Here is a 25,117-nt window from a genome sequence, read left to right as displayed (position 1 = left end):
GGAAAGGCCTACAAGGTCGCCATGACCGCGTGCATGCGCAAGCTGCTGATCATCCTCAACGCCATCCTCAAGTCCGGTCAACCATGGAGGCAAATCGAGAGCGCTTGACACGGTTGCTCTCCCCCTGTCGGGGGCGAGGGAGTTGGTGAGGGGCGTGCGTGCCGTCAGCGCCGATTCCGCCAGAGGCTTTCCGCGCTGTAGACCGCCAGCGCCGACCAGATCAGCGCGAAGCCGACGAGTCGCGCGCCGGCGAGCGGCTCGTGATAGAGCCACACCCCCAGCAGGAACTGGATCGTCGGCGACAGGTATTGCACCAGTCCGAGTGTCGTCAGCGTGATGCGCCGCGCGCCCGCCGCGAAGAGCAGCAGCGGCACCGCCGTCAGCGGACCGGCCAGCAGCAGCCACCCGATCCTTGCCGCGTCCCCCGCCGCAAACGCACTCGTGCCCTGGCTGGTCCACCACAGCAGCGCCGCCGCCGCGAAGGGCGACAGGATCAGCGTCTCCAGCGACAGCCCCTCCAGCGCCCCCAGATGCGCCGTCTTGCGCATCAGCCCGTAGACCCCGAAGCTCACCGCCAGCATCAGCGCGATCCACGGCAGCCGCCCGGCGGCGACGGTCAGCCACAGCACGCCCGCCGCGGCCAGTCCGATCGCGAGCCACTGCACCGGCCGCAGTCGCTCGCGGAGGAACACGAAGCCCAGCATCACGTTGACCAGCGGATTGATGAAGTAGCCCAGGCTGGCCTCGACGACGTGCCCGTGCTGCACCGCCCACACATAGACCAGCCAGTTGGTCGACAGCAGCAGCGCTGAGGCCGCGCAGGTGCCCAGCAGCCTGGGCGAGCGCAGCACCGGCCCCAGCCAGGCCCAGCGCCGCAGTGCCGTCAGCAGCAGCGCGACGAACACCATCGACCACAGCGTCCGATGCGCGATGACCTCGATCGCGTCGACGTCGCTCAAGCGTTTGAAGTAGAGCGGGAACAGCCCCCACGCGATGTAGGCGAGCGCCGCGTAGAGCATGCCGGCGCGCGCGTGGTCATGGTCGGCTGCAGCGGCTGCGGGGGGCGATGCCGGCGATGCGGCGGCGTCTCGGGTGTCGTTCGTCATGGGGTGTCGGGGCGAAGGGCCCGCGATTCTGCCCAAGCCGTCCCCCGAACGAGGGCCCGCCTGCGGACGCCCCTCTTTTCAGCGGGCCATCACCGGCGCAGGATGCGGGCCATGGCCTACGTCGAATTCACCTCGCAGCTGCAGCGCTTCGTCGACACCCCCAAGCTCGACTGCGATGCCCGCACCCTTGGCGAGGCCTTGACCCTCGCCTTCGACCACAACCCCCGCCTGCGCGGCTACATCCTGGACGACCAAGGCCATCTGCGCACGCATGTGGCCGTGTTCATCGACGGCCACCGCGCGCGCGACCGCAGCGAGCTCAGCGATCCGCTCTCCGCGCAGTCCAAGGTGTACGTGCTGCAGGCGCTCTCGGGCGGCTGACCGCCGCATCCCGCCGCCCTTGTCGAATCGGCCCCCGCCCGATCGTCGTATCAGGTCACGCCAGCCCCTCGTCCTCAAGGAGACTTCGATGATCACCACCGCCTGGGCCGCCACTCGCAAGGGCTTGTTCGAACTCCGCCACGACCCCGCGCAAGGGGGATGGTCGATCGGACGCCACAGCTTCGTGGGGGACCCCGTCAGCATGGTGCTGCCGCCGCCGGCGGGCGGCGGACGGATGTTCGCCGCGCTGAACCTGGGCCATTTCGGCGTGAAGCTGCAGGCCTCCGACGACGGCGGCGCCAGTTGGCGCGAGCTCGCGCCGCCGGCCTTTCCGCCGCAGCCCGAAGGTGCCGACGGCCCCGCCTGGAAGCTGCTGCAGATCTGGTCGCTGGAGCGCGGCGGCGACGGCCGGCTCTGGGCCGGCACCATCCCCGGCGGCCTGTTCGTCAGCGCCGACCACGGCGAGACCTGGCAGCTCGTCGACGCGCTGTGGAGCAAGCCCGAGCGGCTGGGCTGGTTCGGCGGCGGCTACGACGCGCCGGGCATCCACTCGATCAACATCGATCCGCGCGACCCGAAGCGCCTGCTGCTGGGCATCTCCTGTGGGGGCGCGTGGCGCAGCGACGACGGCGGCGCGAGCTGGCGCATCAGCGCCAAGGGCATGCGAGCCGACTTCATGCCGCCCGACCAGCAGGGCGAGGAGAACACCCAGGACCCGCACCGCATCGTGGCCAGCGCGGCGGATCCGGACGTGCTCTGGTGCCAGCACCACAACGGCGTCTGGCGCTCGGCCGATGGCGGCGCCCAGTGGACGGAGATCAAGCCGCCACTGTCGGGCTTCGGCTTCGCCGTTGCGGCGCATGCGGGCGATCCGGACACCGCGTGGTTCGTGCCGGGCATCAAGGACGAGAAGCGGCTGCCGGTGGATGGGGCGCTGGCGGTCAACCGCACGCGCGACGGCGGCAAGACTTTCGAGACCTTGCGCAGCGGCCTGCCGCAGGCGCACTGCTATGACCTGGTCTACCGCCATGGCCTGGCCGTGCATGACGATGGCCGCCGCCTGCTGATGGGCAGCACGACGGGCAACCTCTGGGCGACCGACGACGCCGGCGATCGCTGGCAACTCATCGCCGGCCACCTGCCGCCGATCTACGCGCTGCGCTTCAGCTGAAGGGCGCCCATTCCGGGCCGGGTGAGGCCTCGAGTTCAAGCACGGCGCCGCTGACCGGATGGGTCAGCGTCAGGCGCTGCGCATGCAGCCACAGCCGATGCAGGCCCAGATGCTGCGCGAGCGCGCGATTCAGCGGCCCCTTGCCGTGATTGGCGTCGCCGACGATCGGATGCGCGATGTGCTTCAGATGGCGCCGGATCTGATGGCGCCGGCCCTGGACCGGCTCGCACGCGAGCAGCGCCACGCGCGTGGTGGGAAAGCGTGGATCGGTGGACACCGGCAGCTCGTGGCGGCGCAGGCAGGTCCAGTGCGTCTGCGCCTCCAGGTGCGGCTGACCGGCGGAGGGCAGCTCCGGATCGCGCGCGAGCGGGTGATCGATGACGCCGCCGTCGTCCGCCGGCCATCCGCGCACCAGCGCGAGGTAGCGCTTGCGGGTGAGCCGCTCCGCGAGCGCGACGCCAAGCCGGCTCGCGACCTCCGCGCTCAGCGCGAAGACCAGCACGCCCGAGGTGCCGCGATCGAGCCGGTGCACCGGCCATACCGGCCGGCCGAGTTGATCGCGCAGGCGCTGCAGGGCGGCATCGTCCTCGTGCGCGTCGATCGCGCTGCGGTGCACGAGCAAACCGGCGGGCTTGTCGATCACCGCAAGGTCGTCGTCAAGATGGAGGAGGGGGAGGAGGGGGAGGAGGGATGTCATCGCTGAAGGGGACGGCCTGCGCACGGCAGGACCGGTATTTGCCAGCTTTTCGCCTGCCTTTTGCCCGCTTCTCCCCGTTTGGGGGGAGCGGGCGGCAACAGCTCCGATCGCCAAAATCCTGTCACGCCCGCTTCTCATCATCGCAGCAGGCATTTCCTGGCCGCCATCAACGGCGGCCTTCCTCATCCGGTCCGCAGCCAGCAGGAGTTCGCCATGCCTCAGGAGTTTCACGTCGGTCACCGTTCCCTGCTGGATCGGCTGCTGATGGCATTGGGCGGCGCCGTGCGGCGCACGCCGGCCGTGCGGGTGCTCAGTCGATCCGCCCGTCCACGTACAGCCACACGCCGCCCTCGCGCACGAATCGGCTGATCTCGTGCATGCGCTGCGCGCGTCCGGCGACCTTGCTGCGCGCGACGAATTCCACCGTCTCGTGATCGGCGTCCTGGCGTTCATGCCGGCGCACTTCCAGACCGAGCCAGCGCAACTCGGCCTGGCCGCGTTCGAGCGTCTGCGGACGGGTGTCCGGATGCCAGGTGGCCAGCAGGTAGGGGATCAGGTCCAGCGTGTAGGCCGTGTACCGCGAGCGCATCAGCGCCTGCGCGTCGGACGCCGCGAGCGCGCCGTGCTCGGCGAAGGCGCGGTGCAGCGCGCCGCAGCAGGCGCTGTACGGCTGGCCGCTGCCGCAGGGACATGGGGCGGACGAGGACGGGGACAGGGACCCGGCGGGCGCCGCGCTGCTGGCCGCGGTCTTGGTTTTTTCAGGCTTCATGGGGTCGGCATGATGCCAGCGTCTTTCCAGCCTCTCTAGAATGGCTGGATGAATTCCCAGGATTTCGGCGACGGCCGCCCGACCCCGCCGCAAGACGACCTGTTCACGCCCCGCGCGCCGCGCGGTCTGCTGGACAACCTCAATCCCGAGCAGTACGCCGCGGTGACGCTGGGCCAGGAGCCCGCGCTGATCCTGGCGGGTGCCGGTTCCGGCAAGACGCGGGTGCTGACCACGCGCATCGCCTGGCTGATGAGCCAGGGGCTGGTGACGCCGGCCGGCGTGATGGCCGTGACCTTCACCAACAAGGCCGCCAAGGAGATGGTCACCCGGCTCTCCGCGATGCTGCCGGTGAACGTGCGCGGCATGTGGATCGGCACCTTTCATGGCCTGTGCAATCGCTTCCTGCGCGCGCACTGGAAGCTGGCCGGCCTGCCGCAAGGCTTCCAGATCCTGGACGCGGGCGACACGGTCTCGGCGGTCAAGCGCGTGATCAAGGCGATGAACCTGGACGAGGAGCGCTTCGTTCCCAAGCAGGTGTCGTGGTTCATCGCCGGCGCGAAGGAGGACGGGCTGCGTCCCAAGGACATCGACCTGCGCGACGAGCAGACCCGCAAGCTGGTCGAGATCTACCAGGCCTACGAGGACCAGTGCACGCGCGAGGGCGTCGTGGACTTCGCCGAGCTGATGCTGCGCTCCTACGAGCTGATGCGCGACAACGCGCAGGTGCGCGAGCACTACCAGCGCCGCTTCCAGTACGTGCTGGTCGACGAGTTCCAGGACACCAACAAGCTGCAGTACGCCTGGCTGAAGATGTTCGCGCCGCCGGGACGCGGGCAGGGCGTGTTCGCGGTGGGCGACGACGACCAGAGCATCTACGCCTTCCGCGGCGCGCGGGTGGGCAACATGGCCGACTTCGAGCGCGAGTACCGCGTGCGCCAGGTCGTCAAGCTGGAACAGAACTACCGCAGCTTCGGCAACATCCTGGATGCCGCGAACGCGCTGATCAGCAACAACAGCCGGCGCCTGGGCAAGAACCTGCGCACCGAGGCCGGCCCGGGCGAGCCGCTGCGCGTCTACGAGGCGAGCAGCGATTTCGCCGAGGCCCAGTGGCTGCTCGAGGAGGCGCAGGCGCTGCACCGCCAGGGCCTGCCGCGCAGCGAGATCGCGGTGCTCTACCGCAGCAACGCGCAGTCGCGGGTGATCGAGTCGGCGCTGTTCAACGCCGGCATCCCCTACCGCGTCTACGGCGGCCTGCGCTTCTTCGAGCGCGCCGAGGTGAAGCACGCGCTGGCCTACCTGCGCCTGATCGAGAACCCCAACGACGACACCAGCTTCCTGCGCGTGGTGAACTTCCCGGCGCGCGGCATCGGCGCGCGCACGGTCGAGCAGCTGCAGGACGCGGCGCGCGCGAGCGGGCGTTCGCTGATCCAGAGCGTGGGCGCGGTCGGCGGCCGCGGCGGCGCGAGCCTGGGCGGCTTCGTCGGCATGGTCGACGCGATGCGCGAGGCCACCACCGGCCTGACGCTGCGCGAGATCATCGAGCACGTCATCGAGCATTCCGGGCTGGCCACGTTCTATCGCGCCGAGAAGGAAGGCGAGGAGCGGCTGGAGAACCTGGGCGAACTGGTGAACGCGGCGGAGGCCTTCGTGACGCAGGAGGGCTTCGGCAAGGACGCGGTGGCGCTGCCGGTGGACGAGCACTCGCCCGGCGCGATCGCGGACGGGCTGCCGGCGGCCGTCGCGCCCGCGGCGCCGGCCACGCCGGACGCGGAGACGGGCGAGATCATCTCGCCGCTGGCGGCCTTCCTGACGCACGCGTCGCTGGAAGCGGGCGACAACCAGGCGCAGGCCGGGCAGGACGCGATCCAGCTGATGACGGTGCACTCGGCCAAGGGGCTGGAGTTCGACGCGGTGTTCATCACCGGGCTGGAGGAAGGCCTGTTCCCGCATGAGAACTCGCTGTCCGACGCGGACGGGCTCGAGGAGGAACGCCGCCTGATGTACGTCGCGATCACGCGGGCGCGGCAGCGGCTGTACATCAGCTTCTGCCAGACGCGGATGCTGCACGGGCAGACGCGCTACAACATCAAGAGCCGCTTCATGGAGGAGCTCCCGGAGGAGACGCTGAAGTGGCTGACGCCGCGCAACCAGGGCTTCGGCTCGGGCTTCGCGCGGGACTACCAGCAGGCGTGGCAGCGCGGCTCGGGATTGAAGTCGATGGTCGGCGCGGGGCGCGTCGATCCAGGCGCCTTCCCGCAGGCGCCGGTGCCCAGCGCGATGAAGCAGTCGGCGGCGGAGAAGACCGGCGACCAGCACGGTGGCTTGCGCGTGGGCAAGCCGGTCTTCCACAACAAGTTCGGCGAGGGCGTGCTGCTCACGCTGGAAGGCAGCGGGCCCGACGCGAGAGCCCAGGTGAACTTCGGCCGGCATGGCACGAAGTGGCTGGCCCTCAGCGTGGCGAAGCTGACGCCGATCGAGTGATGGGCCAGCGCCGGCGGGAATGGCTGTCCGGGCGCAGAATGCGGCGGAGGCGTCAAAGATTCCAGCAAACAGGAATCACGATTGCCAGGGAGGGAGATCCGATGACTATGTCTTTGATTCTGGAATCTCCATGCGCACTGTTGTACCGATCGATCCACCCGACGATCCAATGATTGAAGACGCGATGGCGCTGGGTGCCGCCGTGCGGGCCGCGCGAACGACCGCGCGCCTGCCGCTGGTCGAAGCGGCCGAGGCGCTCGGCATGTCGCGCCAGACGCTGATCAACATCGAGACGGGGCAGGGCGGCGTGAGTCTGTCCACCGTGCTCAAGGCCGCGCGGGCGCTGGGCGTGAGCCTCTTCGCCGTGCCCTCGCAGCAGCGCGAGGTGGTCCGCCGGGCCATCCGCACCGCGCGCGACTCCAAGTTCTCCGACCTCGACGACGCATGACCGGTCTGGAGGTCTGGCTCGACGAACATGAAGTCGGCTGGCTCAAGCCGGTCGACGGTGAAGGCGCGAGGGCGCGCCTGTCCCTGGGTTACCTCGAGCGATGGACCTCGGAGCCGCTGGCGTTTCCCCTTGCGCCATCGCTGCCGTTGCCGCCGCGTGGCGGGCCCGGGAGCGAGCTCACGGACGACGCGGTGCTGACCTATTTCGAGAACCTGCTTCCGGAAGGCGAGGCGCGGCGGCAGACCTTCGCGGCGCTGGGCCTGCCGCAGGGCGATGTGTTCGGCGCCTTGCAGCGAATGGGCCGCGAGATGGCGGGTGCCGTGCGGCTGCTGCCGGAGCGCCGCGAGCGTCCGGCCGGGCCAGCGCAACGCCTGATCACGAGCGAGGAATTGTCCGAGCGGATCCGGCATCGCGAGGAACAGGCGTTCGGGGTGTGGGATGGGCAGGTGAGAGGCGCTTTGGCCGGATGCCAGGACAAGCTCGGCGTGTATGTCGAGCCGGATGGCGGATGGCATCTGGTCGATGGCCCGCAGATGGCGTCGACGCATGTGCTGAAGCCCGCGCCCGTGGCCGAGTCGCTGGGCGATCTGCCGTTCAACGAATACTTCTGCATGAGCCTGGCCGCGCGCGTCGGCCTGGACGTCGCACCGGTGCAGTTGCACCGCGTGCCGGAGCCCGTGCTGCTCGTGCAGCGCTTCGATCGGCAGCGGCTCGACGATGGCCGCGTGCGCAGGCTCCACGTGATCGATGCCTGCCAGGCACTGGGATGGCCGCCCTCGCTGAAGTACGAGCGTTCGCTTGAAGGCATTGCTGGCCAGGCGCATCGGCGTGATGGCGTGTCGCTTCCACGACTCTTCGGGCTTCTTGCTCATAGTCCCTCGCCGCTGGTCGACAGCCGCGCGTTGGTGCGGTGGGTCATCTTTCAGCTGCTGATCGGGAATAGCGATGCGCACGGCAAGAACGTTTCGTTCTTCGTCGATCACGGTGGGGTCCGCCTGGCCCCGGCCTACGACATCGTGTGCATGCCCCCCTTGGGCTTCGATCATCCGCAGGCGATGGCCATCGGCGACGCCTTCAGCGAGCCTGAGCTCACGCCGTTCGAGTGGGCCTGCTTCGCCAAGCAATGCGGCGTGGCGCCGCGCCAGCTCGCGCAGGACCTGCGCCGGCTGACCGAGACGCTGACCGCCGAGGCGCCCAAGCTCGCGCGGGAACTGGCGGACGTCGTTCCGCCGAGGGTGAGCGACGCCATCATCGACGTGCTCGCCTCGACCTGCGCGCGTCAGCGCCGTTTGGCCGGCGAGATCCCGAAGGTCAAGCCAGAGGACCTCTAGCCCGCGCAACGAAAAAGCCCGCCAGATGGCGGGCTTCGCGCTCAGCGGGTGAGGCGGATCAGAGTCCGATCTCGCCGCCGTCCTTGCGGGTGATGACGACCGTCGCCGAGCGCGGACGCTTCTTGACCGTCGCGTCGGCCTGGTTGGCCGGCCAGTAGCTGCCGAAGGTCTTGGCGGCCCAGTCCGGGGCGGTGTCCTCGCCCGGGTGCTGCACGTTGAAGAACAGCGTCTTGTAGTCCGGCGTCATCGCGATGCCGGTGATCTCGCATTCCTTCGGACCGACCAGGAAGCGGCGCAGCGTGTCCGCCGTCGCCTTCGCGCCCGAGCGCGTCTGCATCCCGCCCGCGGCCGTGGCCACGCCGCCGTCGCCGACCTTGCCCGGCAGCGCCGCCAGCATCATGCAGTTGGTGACGTCGGTGTACGCGCCGTCGTCCGTCTGGATCCACAGCATGCCGCGCTTGTCGAAGTACAGACCGTCCGGGCTGGAGAAGTCGTTCACGTCCGTCAGCGACGACAGGTTCACGTCCGCCGCCGCATCCTGCTGTGCGCCGAACAGGTACACGTCCCAGGTCATCTTCGTGACGTCGGCCGCGTCCTCCCGCCAGCGGATGATGTGCCCGTTCGGGTTGCCCGCCTGCGAGGCCGTGCCCTTCATGTCGACGTAGACGCGCGGGTTGGCCGCATTGGCGGTCGCGGCGGTGCGGGTGCTGTTGTTGGTCAGGGTCATGTAGACCTCGCCATTGACCGGGTTCACCGCGCCCCATTCCGGCCGGTCCATCTTGGTCGCGCCCAGCACGTCGGCGGCCAGGCGCGCGTTGATCAGCACGTCGCCCTGGTCGGCGAAGGCATAGGTCGTGTTGGCGGCGTCCAGGCCGTTCTTGCCGAAGCTCAGTTCGAGCCAGGTGCCGCTGCCATCCGCATTGAACCTGGCCACGTACAGCGTGCCCTCGTCCAGGTATTTGGCACCGGCGGCCATGCCCTTGCCGACGTCGGCCGCGTCCCAGTTGGCCTTGGAGACGAACTTGTAGATGTACTCGTTGCGCGAGTCGTCGCCCATGTAGATCACCACCGGCTTGCCGGCGACCGCTTCCGCGGGCCAGGCGCCTTCATGGTTGAAGCGGCCCAGCGCGGTGCGCTTGGCCGGCGTCGAGTCGGGCGCGAACGGATCGATCTCCACCACCCAGCCGAAGGTGTTGATCGTGTTTCGGTAGTCGGCCGCCGCGGCGCCGGCGGTCGCCGACGAATTCCAGCGCGCGAACAGGTCGGCGCTGCCGGCCGTGTCCCACAGGTAGGGGCTCTTGCGGTTCTGCGGCAGGCCGTAGCGGGCCAGGCTCACCACTTCCTTGGCGCTGCGCTGGGCGTCGTCGCCGGCGGCGCGGCTGATCACGTTGAGGTAGTTCTCCTCGCAGGTGAGGTAGGTGCCCCACGGCGTGTAGCCATTGGCGCAGTTGTTGTTGGTGCCGCGGGTCTGCACGCCGGTGGGGCTGAACAGCGTCTGCAGCTGCGCGTTGCCCTTGGCCGGGCCGGTGAAGTCCATCGTCGTGGCCGAGGTCACGCGGCGGTTGTAGCGCGAGCCGCGCACCATGGCCGCGTTGCCGCCATCGCGCTTGACCTCGACGATGCTGACGCCGTGGGCGTAGATCTCCTTCTCCACCTCGGCCGCGTTGCGCGCCGCGCCGGCGCTGCGGCCATTCGGATGCATCACGTAGGGGGCGACCACGTACTCGTGGTTGCAGGCCAGCAGGCCGCGGTCGGAGCGCTTGGCGTCGTAGCTGCCGGTCTCGGACAGGCCGAACCAGTACATGCCGTCATGGCCGTCGCCGATGCGGCGGTTGTAGGAGTCGGCGGACTCGGAGCCGTCGTCCTTCCAGGACTCGTCGCCGAAGTGCATCGGGTCGCCCAGCGCGTGCAGGATGCTGACGTTGTAGCCCTCGGCCACGGTCACCAGGTCGTTCTTGTTCTTGGCCACGGCGGTGAAGCCGATCTTCAGCGGCGCGGGGGCGGGGGCCGGCGCAGGCGCCGGGGCCGGAGCGGCATCGCCGCCGCCATCGCCGCCGCAGGCGCTGAGGATCGAACCGCCCAGCAGCGCGGCGGCGGTGGTGCTGAGGCCGCCCTTCAGGGCGACGCGGCGCGACAGGCGCGCGGCGAGGATGTCCTCGAAGTGAGGATTGGCGGACGGGTTGACCACCGCGTCCTCGTCGTAATCGTTGACCGCGTCCTGGCTGGCCGCGATGTCGTGCTGCTTGCTCATTCGTGAAGGCTCCGCTGCAATGAAAAGTGCGGGCGGATTCTGCGAAGGGCAGGTGACGAAGACGTGAAAGCCGCGTTAGGGATTTCTCTCGGCGCGGAGCGCCGTGACGGCCGGGCGAATGGCGGTCAGGAGGGGGTGCTGGAAGTTTCCGGCAGGTCGCGCGGGGCGCCGAACATGAAGCAGTCGATGAAGGTGAAGTACAGCGAGCAGTAGAAGCCCGTCATCAGGATCATCGACAGCGGCACCAGCAGGTAGGGCAGCGCGTTGACCAGCCCCAGCAGCAGCCCGGCGAAGGTCAGCAGCAGCGTCGTGCCGAAGGCCAGTCCGACCCAGGCCAGGCCCGACAGCGCGAAAGCGCCCTTGTTGCGCCACACGCCCAGCGTGCTCGAGAACAGCGCCTGCATCACGCCCTGGCCGCCCCAGTGGATCAGCGCCGGCGCGTGCCAGAACGGGATCGACAGCAGCGTGGTGAGCAGCAGCCGCAGCGCGATGCCGGTCGTCACCTCGGGGGCAGTCATGGTGGCTTCGACGATCTTCGGGTCGACCTTGTCGGCGCTGTCGCCACTGGCCGCGGCGACCTGGCCGACCGCGCGCACGAGCGCGCCGCCATCCAGCCAGTGCGCCAGGAACATCACCGCGACGATGCTTGCCGCGTAGAGCAGGCCCAGCAGCAACTGGGCGCGGCGGCGCTCCTTGGTCAGCTGCAGCGGCTGCACGAAGACGGTGGCCGTCGGCGTGTGCGACTGCAGCACCTGGTGCGAGGCCAGCATGAAGGCCAGCGACACCAGCGGCATCGCCGCCAGCACGATGAGCTGGCCCAGCAGCGGCACCAGTTGCAGCAGCGAGCTCACCAGCAGGAACACGGCGAGCAGGCCGATCAGCGCGATCGGCTTGCGCTGCAGCACCTTGAGTCCGTGGCGCACCCAGAGCAGGCCGTTGCGCGGCGGGACCGATTGCAGGTGCAGGATCATGGCAGGGACTCCAGCGCATGCCAGGGTCTGGCGATGCGCTCGCGCAGGACGCGCTCGAAATGGGCCGGGTCGTGGGGTTGGAGCAGGCTGGCCTCGCGGGGCAAGTGGAAGTCCCACAGGCGCGAGATCCAGAAGCGCAGCGCCGCCGCGCGCAGCAGGCCGGGCAGCAGGCGGTGCTCGGCGCCGGTGAGCGGACGCACCGACTCGTAGGCCTTGACGAAGGCGCTGGCGCGCTGCTCGTCCAGGCGGCCGCTGTCCAGGTCGATGCACCAGTCGTTCAGGCAGACGCACAGGTCGAACAGGAAGCTGTCGACGCCGGCGAAGTAGAAGTCGAAGAAGCCGCTGAGCATCTCCCGGCCGGGCAGGCCGTCGAACATCACGTTGTCGCGGAACAGGTCGGCATGGATCGGGCCGCGGGGCAGCGCGGCGGCGGCCGGGGCGAGCTGCTCCTGGAAGGCCAGTTCGGCGGTCAGCAGTTCGGCCTGTTCCGGCGTGAGGTGCGGCAGCACGACCGGCACCGTCTCGCGCCACCAGGGCAGCGCGCGCAGGTTGTCCTGATGCAGCGGGAAATCCTGGCCGGCCAGGTGCATGCGGGCCAGCCCGGCGCCGACCTGGGCGCAGTGGAATTCATCGGGCGCCAGTTGATGGCCGCCGCGCAGCTTGTCGACCACCGCGGCCGGCTTGCCGGCGACGGTATGCAGGATGCGGTCCTGCGCGTCGGGCTGCGGCGCCGGCACCGGCACGCCACGGCGGGCCAGGTGGCGCATCAGTTCCAGATAGAACGGCAGCTGCTCGAAGGTCAGCCGCTCGAAGATCGTCAGCACGTACTCGTGGCGCTCGCCATCGCGCGTCGTGGTGACGAAGTAGTTGGTGTTCTCGATGCCGGCGGTGATGCCCTTGAGCGACTGCAGTTCGCCCAGGTTCAGCGTGTCGAGCAGGGCTTGCGCCTGCTCGGGCGAGACGTCGGTGAATACGGCCATGAAGCGGAGAAAGAGCGGAACCGGGGCGGGCCCGTGCCGGGCCGCGCCGGTCAGAAATTGAAGATGCGCCAGACGCGCGCGCCCGCGTTGCCGCGGTCGGTGCCCTGACGGGTGGGGAGGTCGCGGCCGCTGTCGCCGAGCAGGATCTCGTACTCGGGCGCCTTGCTGTCCTTGTTCTTGACCACGACCTTTTGGGTCAGGCCCCGCACTCGGGTCTCCTCGATGCGGACCTTGTCGTCCTCGTTGACGAGCTGCTCGACCTTGACGTCCGGCACGTCGCGGAACTTCTGCGGCTCGGCCGGGGCTGATGCCGTGGCCGGCGCCGGCGCCGCGGGCGCATCGGCCGCGAAAGCCGCGGAGGCCGGCAGCGACAGCGCGGTCAGGACGGCGAGCAGCGGGGCGAGGCGGGTGGTGTTCATGGTGGGGGCGATTCTATGCCCCGCTCCTGGAAAACCCCTTCCCTCGGGCGAGGGCCCGCCGAAGGCCGCGCCTGCTGACAGGGGCGGGTGGCGCGCGCCTGCAACAATGGCGGGATGAGCAAACCTCTGATGCTGCTGGTCGACGGTTCCAGCTATCTCTACCGTGCCTATCACGCGATGCCCGACCTGCGCGGCCCCGATGGCCAGCCCACGGGCGCCATCCACGGCATGGTGGCGATGCTGAAGAAGCTGCGCGACGACTACGGCGCCGAGCACGCGGCCTGCGTGTTCGACGCTTCCGGCCCGACCTTCCGCGACGAGTGGTACCCCGAGTACAAGGCCCAGCGCGCCCCGATGCCCGACGACCTGCGGGCGCAGATCGACCCGATCCATGAGGTGGTGAAGCTGCTGGGCTGGCCGGTGCTGACGGTGCCCGGCATCGAGGCCGACGACTGCATCGGCACGCTGTCCCGGGTGGCGGCGCGGGCGGGGCACCAGGTGGTGATCTCCACCGGCGACAAGGACCTGGCGCAGTTGGTCACGCCGGATGTCTCGCTGATCAACACGATGAGCAACGAGAAGCTGGACGAGGCTGGCGTGGTGGCCAAGTTCGGCGTGCCGCCGGACCGGATCATCGACTACCTGACGCTGATGGGCGACACCGTGGACAACGTGCCGGGCGTCGAGAAGGTCGGTCCGAAGACGGCGGCCAAGTGGATCGGCGAGCACGGCTCGCTGGATGGCGTCATCGCCAACGCGGACAAGATCAAGGGCGTGGCTGGCGAGAACCTGCGCAAGGCGCTGGACTGGCTGCCGATGGGCCGCAAGCTGGTGACGGTGAAGGTGGACTGCGACCTGTGCCTGCATGTGAGCGGCTGGCCCGCGCTGGAGGCGCTGGCCTTCAACCCGGTCGACGAGGCGGGGCTGCTCGAGTTCTACGCCCGCAACGGCTTCAAGACCTGGAAGCGGGACCTGGAAGCCAAGCTGGGCGGCGCCGCGCCCAAACACGCGGCCGCCGAGGCCGACCTGGGCGCGCCGCGCCAGGCCGACGCCTTCGCCGGGCACGAGCCGCCGGCCATCCCGATCGACAAGCAGTACGAGACCCTCATCGACTTCTCGCGCCTGGACGTCTGGCTCGAGAAGCTGAACGCGGCCGAGCTGGCCGCCTTCGACACCGAGACCGACTCGCTGGATCCGATGCAGGCGCGCATTGTCGGCATCAGCTTCAGCGTCAAGCCGGGCGAGGCGGCCTACATCCCGCTGCGCCACGAGGGCCCGGACGCGCCCGAGCAGCTGCCGATGGACGAGGTGCTGGCGCGGCTCAAGCCCTGGTTCGAGGATCCGCTGAAGAAGAAGGTCGCGCAGAACCTCAAGTACGACACCCACGTGCTGGCCAACCACGGCATCGCGGTGCAGGGCGCGGCCTACGACACGATGCTCGAGAGCTACGTGCTGGAGGCCCATCGCAGCCATGGGCTGGAGGCGCTGGCCGATCGCGTGCTGGGCCGCAAGGGGCTGAGCTACGAGGACCTGTGCGGCAAGGGCGCGCACCAGATTCCGTTCGCGCAGGTCGAGGTGGCGAAGGCCTCGGAGTATTCCTGCGAGGACTCCGAGATGTGCCTGCACGTGCACCAGACGCTGCTGCCGCGGCTGGAGGCGGACGCGGGGCTGAAGTTCATCTACGAGCAGGTGGAGATGCCGGTGTCGGCGCTGCTGGCGCGCATCGAGCGCAACGGCGTGCTGATCGACGCCGCGAAGCTGCAGGCGCAGAGCGCCGATCTGGGCCAGCGCATGGTGGCGGCGGAGCAGGCGGCGTATGAGATCGCGGGGCAGCCGTTCAACATCGGATCGCCCAAGCAGATTGGCGAGATCCTGTTCAACCGGCTGGGGCTGCCGGTGGTCAAGCGCACGGCGACGGGTGCGCCGTCGACCGACGAGGAGGTGCTGGAGAAGCTGTCGGCGGATTTCCCGCTGCCGGCCAAGATCCTGGAGTACCGCGCGCTGTCCAAGCTCAAGAGCACCTACACGGACAAGCTGCCGCTGATGGTCAACGCGAAGACGGGGCGGGTGCACACCACTTATTCGCAGGCGGTGGCGGTGACGGGGCGGCTGTCGAGCAACGAGCCCAACCTGCAGAACATTCCGATCCGCACGGCCGATGGGCGGCGCGTGCGGGAGGCTTTCATCGCGCCGCCGGGGCATGTGATCGTGTCGGCGGACTACTCGCAGATCGAGTTGCGGATCATGGCGCACATGAGCGAGGACCCGGGCCTGCTCAAGGCTTTCCAGGAAGGTCAGGACGTGCACCGGGCGACGGCGGCGGAGGTTTTCGGTGGCGGACTGGAGGCGGTGACGCCGGAGCAGCGGCGGTATGCGAAGACGATCAACTTCGGGCTGATCTACGGGATGGGGGCGTTCGGGCTGGCGCAGTCGCTGGGCATTGAGCAGAAGGCGGCGAAGGACTACATCGATCGTTACTTCACGCGCTTCGCGGGGGTGCGGCGGTACATGGACGACACGAAGCAGTTCGCGAAGGCGAAGGGCTATGTCGAGACGGTGTTCGGGCGCAGGTTGTGGCTACCGGAGATCAATTCGGGGAATGGGCCGCGCCGGAGCGGGGCGGAGCGTCAGGCGATCAATGCGCCGATGCAGGGCACGGCGGCGGACTTGATCAAGCTGGCGATGATTGCGGTGCAGCAGGCGCTGGACGAGCAGGGGAAGAAGACGCGCATCGTGATGCAGGTGCATGACGAGCTGGTCTTCGAGGTGCCGGACGAGGAACTGGCCTGGGTCAAGGCGGAAGTGCCGACGCTGATGGCGGGTGTCGCGGCGCTCAAGGTGCCGCTGCTGGCTGAAGTGGGCGTCGGCGCCAACTGGGACGAGGCGCACTGACTGCCAGCGCCACGGTCCTTCGCCCCAAGAACTCCCACCCCTCACGGGGGGGCCAAGAACTCCCGCCCCTCACCGGGGGGGCAAGAACTCCCTCGCCCCCGCGAGGGGGGAGAGGGCAGGGGAGAGGGGGCTCTCGGAAGGGCACGACCGGCGTACTTCGACGCCCCCTCTCCCCCGCCCTCTCCCCGCAAGCGGGGCGAGGGAGTTCTCAGGGCGAGGAAGTTCTCGGGGGACGAGGAGTTCTCAGGGCGAGGGAGTTCTAAGTTTCCCCGCCCTATGATCCATCCCCTATGAATTGGCCCTATGAGTTGCAGATCGGCTGGCGTTACACGCGAGCTGGGCGTGGGGGGCGCCGCAACCGCTTCATCTCCTTCATCTCCGGCGTCTCGATGTTCGGCATTGCGCTGGGTGTCGCCGCGCTGATCATCGTGCTCTCGGTGATGAACGGCTTCCAGAAGGAAGTCCGTTCCCGGATGCTGTCGGTCATCGCGCACGTCGAGTTGCTGAACGACAGTGGCGAGGGGCTCCCTGACTGGCGCGCTATTGCTGATCTGGCGAAGCGCAACCCTGAAGTCGTCGCTGCTGCCCCCTTCGTCTCGGGCCAGGCGCTGATCGCGCGCGGCTCTGACATGAGGGGCACCATCGTGCGCGGCATCGACCCGGCTTTCGAGCCTTCGGTCACTCCGATCGCTGCGGAGCTTGCGAAGCAGGGCTTGCTCGAGCGCCTGGTGCCGGGCCAGTGGAACGTGATCCTGGGCGTCGAGTTGGCGCGCCAGCTTGGTGTCCAGCGAGGCGACAAGATCACGCTGGCGATCCCTTCTGGCCAGGTGACGCCGCTGGGCGTGCAGCCGACGCTGCGTCAGTTCACGCTCGTCGGCGTTTTCGAAGCCGGCCACTACGAGTATGACAGCGGCTTGGCGCTGATCCATGTCGGTGATGCCGCCAAGGTCTTCCGCACCGGCACGCCCAGCGGCGTGCAGCTCAAGCTGCGCGACGTCCAGCAGGCGCGCGAGGTGGGTGCCCAGCTGCAGCGCCAGATGCTGCAGGACGGCCGCGCCATCTACGTGCGCGACTGGACGCGCACCAACGCCAACTGGTACGACGCCGTGCAGGTCGAGAAGCGGATGATGGGGATCATCCTGACGCTGATCGTGGCGGTGGCGGCCTTCAACCTGGTGTCGACGCTGGTGATGACCGTCACTGACAAGCAGGCCGACATCGCCATCCTGCGCACCCTTGGCGCGAGTCCGCGCTCCATCATGGGCGTGTTCATGATCCAGGGCGCGCTGGCCGGCGTGATCGGCACCTTCGGCGGCCTGGGCCTGGGCCTGCTGGTGGCGCACAACCTGGACGTCATCGTTCCCTTCATCGAGCGGCTGCTGCACACGACCTTCCTGCCGGCCAGCATCTACGTCATCAGCCACATGCCCAGCGATCCCCAATGGGCCGACATCATCCCCATCACCGTGATCTCGCTGATCCTGGCGTTCGTCGCGACGCTGTATCCGAGCTGGCGCGCCAGCCGCGTCCAACCGGCGGAGGCGCTGCGCTATGAATGAGATCCGCAACGGCCGCGCCGCTGGCCAGGTGGTCCTGCAGAGCCTGGGCCTGGGCAAGCGCTTCGTCGAGGGGCCGCTCAAGGTGCAGGTCTTCGACCAGCTCGACCTGACGGTGCGCGCCGGCGAGACGCTGGCGGTGCTGGGCGCTTCGGGCTCGGGCAAGAGCACGCTGCTGCACCTGCTGGGCGGCCTGGACGAACCCAGCGCCGGCCGGGTCGAGCTGATGGGCCGCGACCTCGCGTCGCTCGGCCAGAAGGCCCGCGGCGACTGGCGCAATCAGCATCTGGGTTTCATCTACCAGTTCCACCACCTGCTGCCGGAGTTCAGCGCGCTGGACAACGTCGCGATGCCGCTGCGCATCCGCCGCGTGCCGCAGGAGCAGGCGCGCGCGCAGGCCGAAAAGGTGCTGGCGCGCGTCGGCCTGGGCGCGCGCGTGCAGCACCGGCCCGGCGAGCTCTCCGGCGGCGAGCGCCAGCGCGTGGCCATCGCCCGCGCGCTGGTCACCGGCCCGGCCTGCGTGCTGGCCGACGAGCCCACCGGCAACCTGGACCGCGCCACCGCCGCCACCGTCTTCGACCTGATGCTGGAGATGGCCCGCGAACTGGGGACCGCCTTCGTGATGGTCACGCACGACCAGGACCTGGCCGGACGCTGCGAGCATCAGCGGCGCCTGGTCAACGGCGCGCTGCAGCCGCTCGCGGGCTGAGTCCGCCCGGACCGCCCGAGGCCGGGTGGTTCGAGGCTGGGTTGCCCGAGGCTGGGTTGCCCGATCGCGAGGCATGTCCGGGGCGCTCGCCCCGGCCCGCGCCGCCCGCTCGATTACGATGCGCGTCACCATGACCGCCTCGACGTTTTCCCCGGAATCCCCGTCCACCCGCTTCATCCTGAAGCTCAGCTGTCCCGACCAGGCCGGCATCGTGCATGCCGTGACCGGCGTGCTGCTGGAGCAGGGCGCCAACATCCTGACCTCGGCCCAGCATGGCGATGCGGACCATCGCCGCTTCTTCATGCGCATCGAGTTCGAGTGCGCCCAGCCGCGCCCCGCGGCCGCGCTGCGCGAGGTGTTCGCGCCGCTGGCCGCGCGGCTGTCCATGGACTGGGAGCTGGTCGACGCGCAGCGCAAGACCCGCGTGCTGCTGCTGGTGTCCAAGCTCGGCCACTGCCTGAACGACCTGCTGTTCCGCGTCCAGACCGGCCACCTCGCGATCGAGATCCCGGCCATCGTCTCCAACCACCGCGACTTCTATCAGCTGGCGGCCTCGCACGACATCCCCTTCCACCACCTGCCGCTGCTGCACGCCACCGAGGAGCAGAAGCAGGCCCAGGAGCGCAAGATCCGCGAGCTGATCGAGGAACAGCAGATCGACCTGGTCGTGCTGGCGCGCTACATGCAGATCCTGTCGCCGGAGATGTGCCGCTTCCTGGAGGGACGCGCGATCAACATCCACCACAGCTTCCTGCCCAGCTTCAAGGGCGCGCGCCCGTACCACCAGGCCCATGAGCGCGGCGTCAAGCTGATCGGCGCGACCGCGCACTACGTGACCTCCGACCTGGACGAGGGGCCGATCATCGAGCAGGACGTGGCCCGCATCGATCACTCGATGACGCCGGACCAGCTCGTGGCCATCGGCCGCGACACCGAGTGCGTGACGCTGGCCCGCGCGATCCAGTGGCATGCCGAGCACCGCGTGCTGCTGAACGGCCACCGCACCGTCGTCTTCCGCTGAGCCCGCGCGTGTCCGTCAGGCCTGCCATGTGGACGGACACCCACTGCCACCTGGACGCGTCCGAGTTCGACGCCGACCGCGACGCGGTCATCGCGCGCGCCCGCGCGGCGGGCGTGTCGCAGATCGTGATCCCGGCGGTCGTGGCCGGGCACTTCGAGCAGGTGAGGGCGCTCGCGCATGCGCAGGGCTTCAGCTATGCGCTGGGCATCCATCCGTTGTACGTGATGCAGGCGCGCGAGGACGACCTCGCGCGGCTGGACCGGATGCTCGCCGAGTGCCGCGACGATCCGCGCCTGGTCGGCATCGGCGAGATCGGACTGGACTTCTTCGTCAAGACCCTGGACGAGGCCACGCAGCGCCACTTCTATGTCGAACAGCTCAAGCTCGCGAAGCGCCACCGGCTGCCGGTGATCCTGCATGTGCGCCGCAGCGCGGACCAGTTGCTCGCCGGCCTGCGCCGCGTCGGCCTGGAGACCGGCGGCATCGGCCACGCCTTCAATGGCAGCCGGCAGCAGGCGGATGCCTTCGTCGAACTCGGCTTCAAGCTGGGCTTTGGCGGCACGCTGACCTTCGACCGCTCGCTGCAGATCCGCCGCCTGGCCGCCGAGCTGCCGGAGGAGACGCTGGTCGTCGAGACCGACGCGCCCGACATCCCGCCGCACTGGCTGTATCGCACCGCCGAGGAACGCGCCGCGGGCGCGACCGCGCGCAACGAGCCGGGCGAGCTGCCGCGCATCGGCGCCTGCCTGGCCGGGCTGCGCGGCTGGACGCCGGAGCAGGCCGCCGCGATCACCACGCGCAACGCGCGCGCCGCGCTGCCCCGGCTGGCCGCGCTCGATGCGCTCGATGCCGTGGACGCGCCGCCAGCGCGCGACGCCGGATCGCATGGCTGACCGCGGTAGCGCCATCGACGCCAGCGCCGGCGCCACAGCCGAGGCGGCGCGCTGGCAGGGCCTGGCGCCGGTGCACGCGCCCGATGCGCATTGGCTGTTGCTCGGCAGCTTCCCCGGCGTGGCCTCGCTGCGCGCGCAGCAGTACTACGGCCATCCGCGCAACCAGTTCTGGCGCCTGGTCGGCGACGTCTTCGGCGCCGATCTCGCGGCCATGGGCTATCCCGAGCGCCTGACCGCGCTGCGCGCGCACCGCGTCGCCCTCTGGGACGTCATCACCGAGACCGAGCGCGCCGGCAGCCTCGACAGCGCCATCCGCCATCCCGCCGCCAGCGACTTGGGCCGCCTGCTCGCGCAGTTGCCGGCGCTGCGCGTCATCGGCTTCAACGGCGGCACGGCCTTGCGCCTCGGGCTCAGGCAGCTCGGCCCGCTTGCAGCCCGTTACCGCGTGCTGGGGCTGCCCAGTTCCAGTCCGGCCCACACGATGCCCTACGATGACAAGCTTCGCGCCTGGCGACAGCTCGCCGGGCCCTTGAACGACCTCTGACAAGACCGGGCCCGCGGACCCGGCGTGGGAACGACAGCCGTGAGCAAGCACCGGGACTCCAAGCACAAGGGCGGCAGAACGGCCGAATGGGTCGAGGCGACATTGAGCGAATTCGACGGCGTGCGCTTCCTGCACCTGGACTCGATCTGGGTGCAGGGCGCCATGCGCGTCAAGAAGCCGGAGAAGCTCGAGCTTGAATACATCCAGCGCATGATGGCCTGGATGCTGTGGCGCGACGTGCGCGAGATGACGCAGGGCCAGGCGGTGCAGTTGGGCCTGGGCGCAGGCGCGCTGACGCGCTTTTGCCGCAAGCAGCTGAAGATGAAGACCACCGCGGTCGAGATCAATCCGACCGTCATCAGCGCCAACCGCCACTGGTTCCACCTGCCCGACGACGACGAGCGGCTGCGCGTGCTCAACGAGGACGCCGGCCGCTGGGTCGCCGACGCCGCGAACTGGGGCCTGGCGCAGGTGCTCAACGTCGACCTCTACGACCATGAGGCCGCCGCGCCGGTGCTCGACGACGAAGCCTTCTATGCCGGCTGCCGCCGCGTGCTCGCCGACGGCGGGCTGATGACGGTGAACCTGTTCGGCCGCAGCGCCAGCTTCGCCCGCAGCGCCGCGCGCATCGCCAAGGTGTTCGGCTCGGACCAGGTCTGGCACCTGACGCCGACCCGCGAGGGCAACACCATCGTCGTGGCGGCCCGCGGCGTGACCGTGCCGGAGCGCGAGGTGCTCGAGCAGCGCGCCGGCCACATCGAGGCCCGTTTCGAGCTGCCGGCCCGCAAGTGGCTGAAGCTGGTGCGGCCGCTGCCGATGAACGTGATCCAGCAGATCCACGCCGACCGGATGGCGGCACCGACCAGCGAAGCACAAGAACCATGAAGCACAAGCACGCCAAGGGCGAGGAGACCGCAGGCAGCAAGCTGGAGTGGCGCCAACTGCTGCACTGGCTCGCGGAGGACGGCGTCATCGACGCCGAGCAGGTGCAGCGCACGGAGGCTCGCCTGGGCGCCGGCCACAGCGCGCTGCATCCGCTGGTGCGCCTGGGCAATGCCGGCCTGATCCGCACGGCCAACGGCCGGCCCCTGGACATCGAGCAACTGACCGAGTGGCTGGCCGGCCGGCTCCAGCTCCCCTACGTGCGCATCGACCCGCTGAAGGTCGACGTCGGCCGCGTCGCCGACGTCATGTCCGCCAGCTATGCCGAGGCGCGCCGCTGCCTGCCCATCCAGGTCGGCCTGACCGACGTCACCATCGCCACCGCCGAGCCCAGCGACACCGGCTGGGTGCCGCAGATCGAATCGCACACCCGCAAGCGGGTCAAGCTGGTGCTGGCCAATCCGCAGGAGATCTCGCGCCTCACGACCGAGTTCTTCACGCTGGCGCGCTCGGTGCGCGCGGCCACCAAGTCGGGCGAGGTCAACCAGCCCGCCAGCTTCGAGCAGCTCGTCGAGCTGGGCCGCAGCAACCGCCAGCTCGACGCCAACGACCAGGGCGTGGTGCAGGTCGTCGACTGGCTCTGGCAGTACGCCTTCGACCAGCGCGCCAGCGACATCCACCTCGAGCCGCGCCGCGAGATGGGCGTGATCCGCTTCCGCATCGACGGCGTGCTGCACACCGTCTACCAGCTGCCGCCCACCGTGATGAGCGCCATGACCGCGCGCATCAAGCTGCTGGGCCGCATGGACGTGGTGGAGAAGCGCCGCCCGCTGGACGGCCGCATCAAGACCCGCAACCCCGCCGGCGAGGAAGTGGAAATGCGCTTGTCGACGCTGCCCACCGCCTTCGGCGAGAAGATGGTGATGCGCATCTTCGACCCCGACACCGCCGTCAAGGACCTGGCGCAGCTGGGCTTCTCCGGCCACGACGCCGAGCGCTGGAACCGCCTCACCAGCCGGCCGCACGGGATCATCCTGGTGACCGGGCCGACCGGCAGCGGCAAGACCTCGACGCTGTACTCGACACTCAAGCGCCTGGCCACCGAGGAGGTCAACGTCTGCACCGTCGAGGACCCGATCGAGATGATCGAGCCCGCCTTCAACCAGTCGCAGGTGCAGCCGGCCATCGACTTCAACTTCGCCGAGGGCCTGCGCGCGCTGATGCGCCAGGACCCGGACATCATCATGGTCGGCGAGATCCGCGACCTGGAGACCGCCGAGATGGCGATCCAGGCCTCGCTGACCGGCCACCTGGTGTTCTCGACGCTGCACACCAACGACTCGGCGTCGGCGATCACGCGGATGGTGGACCTGGGCGTGCCCAACTACCTGATCGACGCCACCGTGATCGGCGTCCTCGCGCAGCGCCTGGTGCGCACGCTGTGCCCCAACTGCAAGCAGCCCGACCCCGACGTCACGCGCGAGTCGCTCAACGAGATGCTCAAGCCCTGGCGCCTCAACGGTGGCGTCAAGCCCTACAGACCGGTCGGCTGCCTGGACTGCCGCAACACCGGCTACCGCGGCCGCTCCGGCCTGTACGAGCTGCTGATGCTGACCGACAGCGTGCGCAAGCACCTGCACCCGAACACCGACATGACGGCGCTGCGCCGCCAGGCCCTGCAGGAAGGGCTGCGGCCGCTGCGTCTGGCCGGCGCCATGAAGGTCGCCGAGGGCGTCACCACCATGGACGAGGTGCTGCGCAGCACGCCGACCTGGGAGACCTGAGCGCGCACGGTTCGCGCGCCGCCCGGGAGCGTCGCGCGCGTGAAGAGTTTCTGAAGCGCTGTGCGATTGGCGCCATCGCTCATTACGTGATATCCACAGACGCCGAGGGAGGCGCGATTCCTAGAATCGCCGCCATTCAAAGCCAAAAAAGGTCCCCTCGATGAAGATCAAGAGTCAACGCGACTTCTGGTCAGGGCTGATGTTCGTGGTCGTTGGCGTCGCGTTCGCGTGGGGCTCGGCCGTGAATTACAGCTTTGGCTCGTCCGCCCGGCCCGGGCCGGGTTACTTCCCGTTCGGCCTGGGCATCCTGCTCGCGCTGCTCGGCGCGATCGTGCTGTTCAAGGCGCTGACGATCGAGTCCGAGGGCGGCCAGCCCGTCGGCGCCTTCGCGTGGAAACCGCTGCTTATCGTCGTGGGCTCGATCGTGCTGTTCGGCTTCGCGCTGCCCCGCCTGGGCATGGCCATCACGCTGCCGCTCTTGATCACCTGCGTCTCGATGGCCAGCGACGAATTCCGCTGGCGCGACGCGCTGCTCAGCAGCGTGGTGCTCACCTTGGGCAGCTACGCCATCTTCGTCTGGGGTCTGAGTCTGGTGATCCCCGTCTGGCCCGCGTTCCTGGGCGGCTGAGGAGAACCACATGGACCTGATCCACAACTTGATGCTGGGTTTCGGCACGGCGTTCACGCTGGAGAACCTGCTCTACGCCTTCGGCGGCGCGGTGCTCGGCACCCTGATCGGCGTGCTGCCGGGCCTGGGCCCGGTCGCCACGATCGCGATGCTGCTGCCCTCGATCTACTCGCTGGACGCCACGCCGGCGCTGATCATGCTCGCCGGCATCTATTACGGCGCGCAGTACGGCGGCTCCACCACCGCCATCCTGATCAACGTGCCGGGCGAGTCCTCGTCCGTCGTGACCGCGATCGACGGCTACCAGATGGCCCGCCAGGGCCGCGCCGGCTCGGCGCTGGCGGCCGCCGGCCTGGGCTCGTTCTTCGCCGGCTGCGTCGGCACGGTCATCATCGCGGCCTTCGCGCCGCCGCTGACCGAGCTGGCCTTCAAGTTCGGCCCCGCCGAGTACTTCTCGCTGATGGTGCTGGGCCTGATCGGCGCGGTGGTGCTGGCTTCGGGCTCGCTGGTCAAGGCGATCTCGATGATCCTGCTGGGCCTGCTGCTGGGCCAGATCAACACCGACGTGATCTCCGGGACGCCGCGCTTCTCCTTCGACATCCCCGAGCTGACCGACGGCATCAACTTCGTCGTGATTGCGATGGGCATCTTCGGCTTCGGCGAGATCATCGCGAACCTGGGCCAGCCGGCCGAGCATCGCGAGGTCTTCACCAAGAGCGTGAAGGGCCTGTGGCCCACGAAGCAGGACTTCCACGACGCCTGGCCGGCGGTGGTGCGCGGCACGGCGCTGGGCTCGCTGCTGGGCGTGCTGCCGGGCGGCGGCGCGCTGCTGGCCTCGTTCGCCGCCTACACGCTGGAGAAGAAGATCTCCAAGACGCCGGAGAAGTTCGGCAAGGGCGCGATCCAGGGCGTGGCCGGTCCCGAGTCGGCCAACAACGCCGGCGCGCAGACCTCCTTCATCCCCATGCTGACGCTGGGCATCCCGCCCAACGCGGTGATGGCGCTGATGGTGGGCGCGATGACCATCAAGGGCATCCAGCCCGGCCCGCAGGTCATGACCAGCAACCCGGAACTGTTCTGGGGCCTGATCGCCTCGATGTGGGTCGGCAACCTGATGCTGGTGATCCTGAACCTGCCGCTGATCGGCATCTGGATCAAGCTGCTGACGGTGCCCTACCGCTTCCTGTTCCCGGCCATCGTCGT

At 69.3% G+C, this 25,117-nt stretch carries 22 protein-coding genes and 1 pseudogene; 16 read left to right on the top strand and 7 right to left on the bottom strand.

The window, feature by feature from the left end:
- A pseudogene (locus tag ABDW61_RS24755) lies at positions 1-108 on the top strand (IS110 family transposase); the annotation flags it as partial.
- 56 nt (positions 109-164) lie between these two features.
- Here ABDW61_RS24755 and rarD read toward each other — a convergent pair.
- Positions 165-1,019 (bottom strand): EamA family transporter RarD, encoded by an 855-nt coding sequence (rarD, locus tag ABDW61_RS24750; protein WP_343642608.1) that lies wholly within the window; start codon positions 1,017-1,019, stop codon positions 165-167.
- A 198-nt stretch (positions 1,020-1,217) separates the two neighbouring features.
- On the opposite strand from rarD, the gene ABDW61_RS24745 reads away from it, so the two are divergent.
- Both ABDW61_RS24745 and ABDW61_RS24740 read left to right on the top strand, forming a co-directional pair.
- A complete protein-coding gene (locus ABDW61_RS24745; RefSeq protein ID WP_343642606.1) occupies positions 1,218-1,487 on the top strand; it encodes a MoaD/ThiS family protein in 270 nt (89 codons plus the stop codon).
- A gap of 88 nt (positions 1,488-1,575) precedes the next feature.
- The gene (locus ABDW61_RS24740) at positions 1,576-2,658 is read left to right on the top strand and encodes an exo-alpha-sialidase (RefSeq protein WP_343642604.1); all 1,083 of its coding nucleotides are present in this window, start codon (positions 1,576-1,578) and stop codon (positions 2,656-2,658) included.
- Here the strand turns inward: ABDW61_RS24740 and ABDW61_RS24735 are convergent.
- Together ABDW61_RS24735 and ABDW61_RS24730 are read right to left on the bottom strand one after the other, a co-directional pair.
- Positions 2,651-3,301: a pseudouridine synthase gene (locus tag ABDW61_RS24735; protein WP_343642602.1), complete on the bottom strand. Its 651-nt coding sequence runs from the start codon at positions 3,299-3,301 to the stop codon at positions 2,651-2,653. The genes ABDW61_RS24740 and ABDW61_RS24735 overlap by 8 nt on opposite strands.
- A gap of 364 nt (positions 3,302-3,665) precedes the next feature.
- Positions 3,666-4,124, bottom strand: coding sequence for a YchJ family metal-binding protein (locus tag ABDW61_RS24730; RefSeq protein ID WP_343642600.1), 459 nt, complete (start codon positions 4,122-4,124; stop codon positions 3,666-3,668).
- Between the two features lie 48 nt (positions 4,125-4,172).
- Here ABDW61_RS24730 and ABDW61_RS24725 point away from each other — a divergent pair, with 48 nt between their 5' ends.
- The 3 genes from ABDW61_RS24725 (at position 4,173) to ABDW61_RS24715 (ending at position 8,384) form a co-directional block, all read left to right on the top strand.
- Positions 4,173-6,605, top strand: a complete 2,433-nt coding sequence (locus ABDW61_RS24725; RefSeq protein ID WP_343642598.1) for a UvrD-helicase domain-containing protein — start codon at positions 4,173-4,175, stop codon at positions 6,603-6,605.
- Between the two features lie 130 nt (positions 6,606-6,735).
- Positions 6,736-7,053 (top strand): helix-turn-helix transcriptional regulator, encoded by a 318-nt coding sequence (locus ABDW61_RS24720; RefSeq protein ID WP_343642596.1) that lies wholly within the window; start codon positions 6,736-6,738, stop codon positions 7,051-7,053.
- On the top strand, positions 7,050-8,384 hold the full coding sequence (locus tag ABDW61_RS24715; protein ID WP_343642594.1) for a HipA domain-containing protein: 1,335 nt from the start codon (positions 7,050-7,052) through the stop codon (positions 8,382-8,384). The genes ABDW61_RS24720 and ABDW61_RS24715 overlap by 4 nt, the downstream gene beginning before the upstream one ends.
- A 58-nt stretch (positions 8,385-8,442) precedes the next feature.
- On the opposite strand, the gene ABDW61_RS24710 is transcribed toward ABDW61_RS24715, so the two are convergent.
- From ABDW61_RS24710 to ABDW61_RS24695, 4 genes are all read right to left on the bottom strand, one after another.
- On the bottom strand, positions 8,443-10,635 hold the full coding sequence (locus ABDW61_RS24710) for a PhoX family phosphatase (RefSeq protein ID WP_343642592.1): 2,193 nt from the start codon (positions 10,633-10,635) through the stop codon (positions 8,443-8,445).
- 125 nt (positions 10,636-10,760) lie between these two features.
- A complete protein-coding gene (locus ABDW61_RS24705; protein ID WP_343642591.1) occupies positions 10,761-11,606 on the bottom strand; it encodes a BPSS1780 family membrane protein in 846 nt (281 codons plus the stop codon).
- On the bottom strand, positions 11,603-12,586 hold the full coding sequence (locus ABDW61_RS24700; protein ID WP_343642590.1) for a homoserine kinase: 984 nt from the start codon (positions 12,584-12,586) through the stop codon (positions 11,603-11,605). Before ABDW61_RS24700 ends, ABDW61_RS24705 begins: the two co-directional genes overlap by 4 nt.
- Positions 12,587-12,636: 50 nt before the next feature.
- Complete coding sequence (locus ABDW61_RS24695) at positions 12,637-13,005, bottom strand: hypothetical protein (protein WP_343642588.1); 369 nt, start codon at positions 13,003-13,005, stop codon at positions 12,637-12,639.
- Positions 13,006-13,119: 114 nt separating this feature from the next.
- On the opposite strand from ABDW61_RS24695, the gene polA reads away from it, so the two are divergent.
- From polA to ABDW61_RS24645, 10 genes are all read left to right on the top strand, one after another.
- Positions 13,120-15,897: a DNA polymerase I gene (gene polA / locus ABDW61_RS24690; RefSeq protein WP_343642587.1), complete on the top strand. Its 2,778-nt coding sequence runs from the start codon at positions 13,120-13,122 to the stop codon at positions 15,895-15,897.
- Between the two features lie 290 nt (positions 15,898-16,187).
- Entirely contained in the window at positions 16,188-17,456 is a 1,269-nt protein-coding gene (locus tag ABDW61_RS24685; RefSeq protein WP_343642586.1) for a lipoprotein-releasing ABC transporter permease subunit, read from the top strand.
- Positions 17,449-18,162: an ATP-binding cassette domain-containing protein gene (locus ABDW61_RS24680; protein ID WP_343642585.1), complete on the top strand. Its 714-nt coding sequence runs from the start codon at positions 17,449-17,451 to the stop codon at positions 18,160-18,162. Before ABDW61_RS24685 ends, ABDW61_RS24680 begins: the two co-directional genes overlap by 8 nt.
- A gap of 130 nt (positions 18,163-18,292) precedes the next feature.
- A complete protein-coding gene (gene purU, locus ABDW61_RS24675; protein ID WP_343642584.1) occupies positions 18,293-19,183 on the top strand; it encodes a formyltetrahydrofolate deformylase in 891 nt (296 codons plus the stop codon).
- A 26-nt stretch (positions 19,184-19,209) separates the two neighbouring features.
- Positions 19,210-20,076, top strand: coding sequence for a TatD family hydrolase (locus tag ABDW61_RS24670; RefSeq protein ID WP_343642583.1), 867 nt, complete (start codon positions 19,210-19,212; stop codon positions 20,074-20,076).
- Positions 20,069-20,620 carry a DNA-deoxyinosine glycosylase gene (locus ABDW61_RS24665; protein WP_343642582.1) on the top strand — a complete coding sequence of 184 codons (552 nt, stop codon included), beginning with the start codon at positions 20,069-20,071 and terminating at the stop codon, positions 20,618-20,620. The genes ABDW61_RS24670 and ABDW61_RS24665 overlap by 8 nt, the downstream gene beginning before the upstream one ends.
- A gap of 39 nt (positions 20,621-20,659) precedes the next feature.
- Complete coding sequence (locus tag ABDW61_RS24660) at positions 20,660-21,505, top strand: spermidine synthase (RefSeq protein ID WP_343642581.1); 846 nt, start codon at positions 20,660-20,662, stop codon at positions 21,503-21,505.
- Positions 21,502-23,286: a GspE/PulE family protein gene (locus tag ABDW61_RS24655; RefSeq protein WP_343642580.1), complete on the top strand. Its 1,785-nt coding sequence runs from the start codon at positions 21,502-21,504 to the stop codon at positions 23,284-23,286. Before ABDW61_RS24660 ends, ABDW61_RS24655 begins: the two co-directional genes overlap by 4 nt.
- A gap of 160 nt (positions 23,287-23,446) precedes the next feature.
- The gene (locus ABDW61_RS24650; protein WP_343642579.1) at positions 23,447-23,914 is read left to right on the top strand and encodes a tripartite tricarboxylate transporter TctB family protein; all 468 of its coding nucleotides are present in this window, start codon (positions 23,447-23,449) and stop codon (positions 23,912-23,914) included.
- A 10-nt stretch (positions 23,915-23,924) separates the two neighbouring features.
- The coding region (locus tag ABDW61_RS24645; RefSeq protein WP_343642578.1) for a tripartite tricarboxylate transporter permease at positions 23,925-25,117 on the top strand (1,193 nt) is incomplete at its 3' end.

The sequence above is a fragment of the Roseateles sp. genome, from assembly GCF_039595595.1.
In the GTDB taxonomy this organism is placed as follows: Bacteria; Pseudomonadota; Gammaproteobacteria; order Burkholderiales; family Burkholderiaceae_C; genus Roseateles.
The sequence above is the reverse complement of the archived record's forward strand: the minus strand, read 5'-3'. Positions and strand labels throughout refer to the sequence as shown.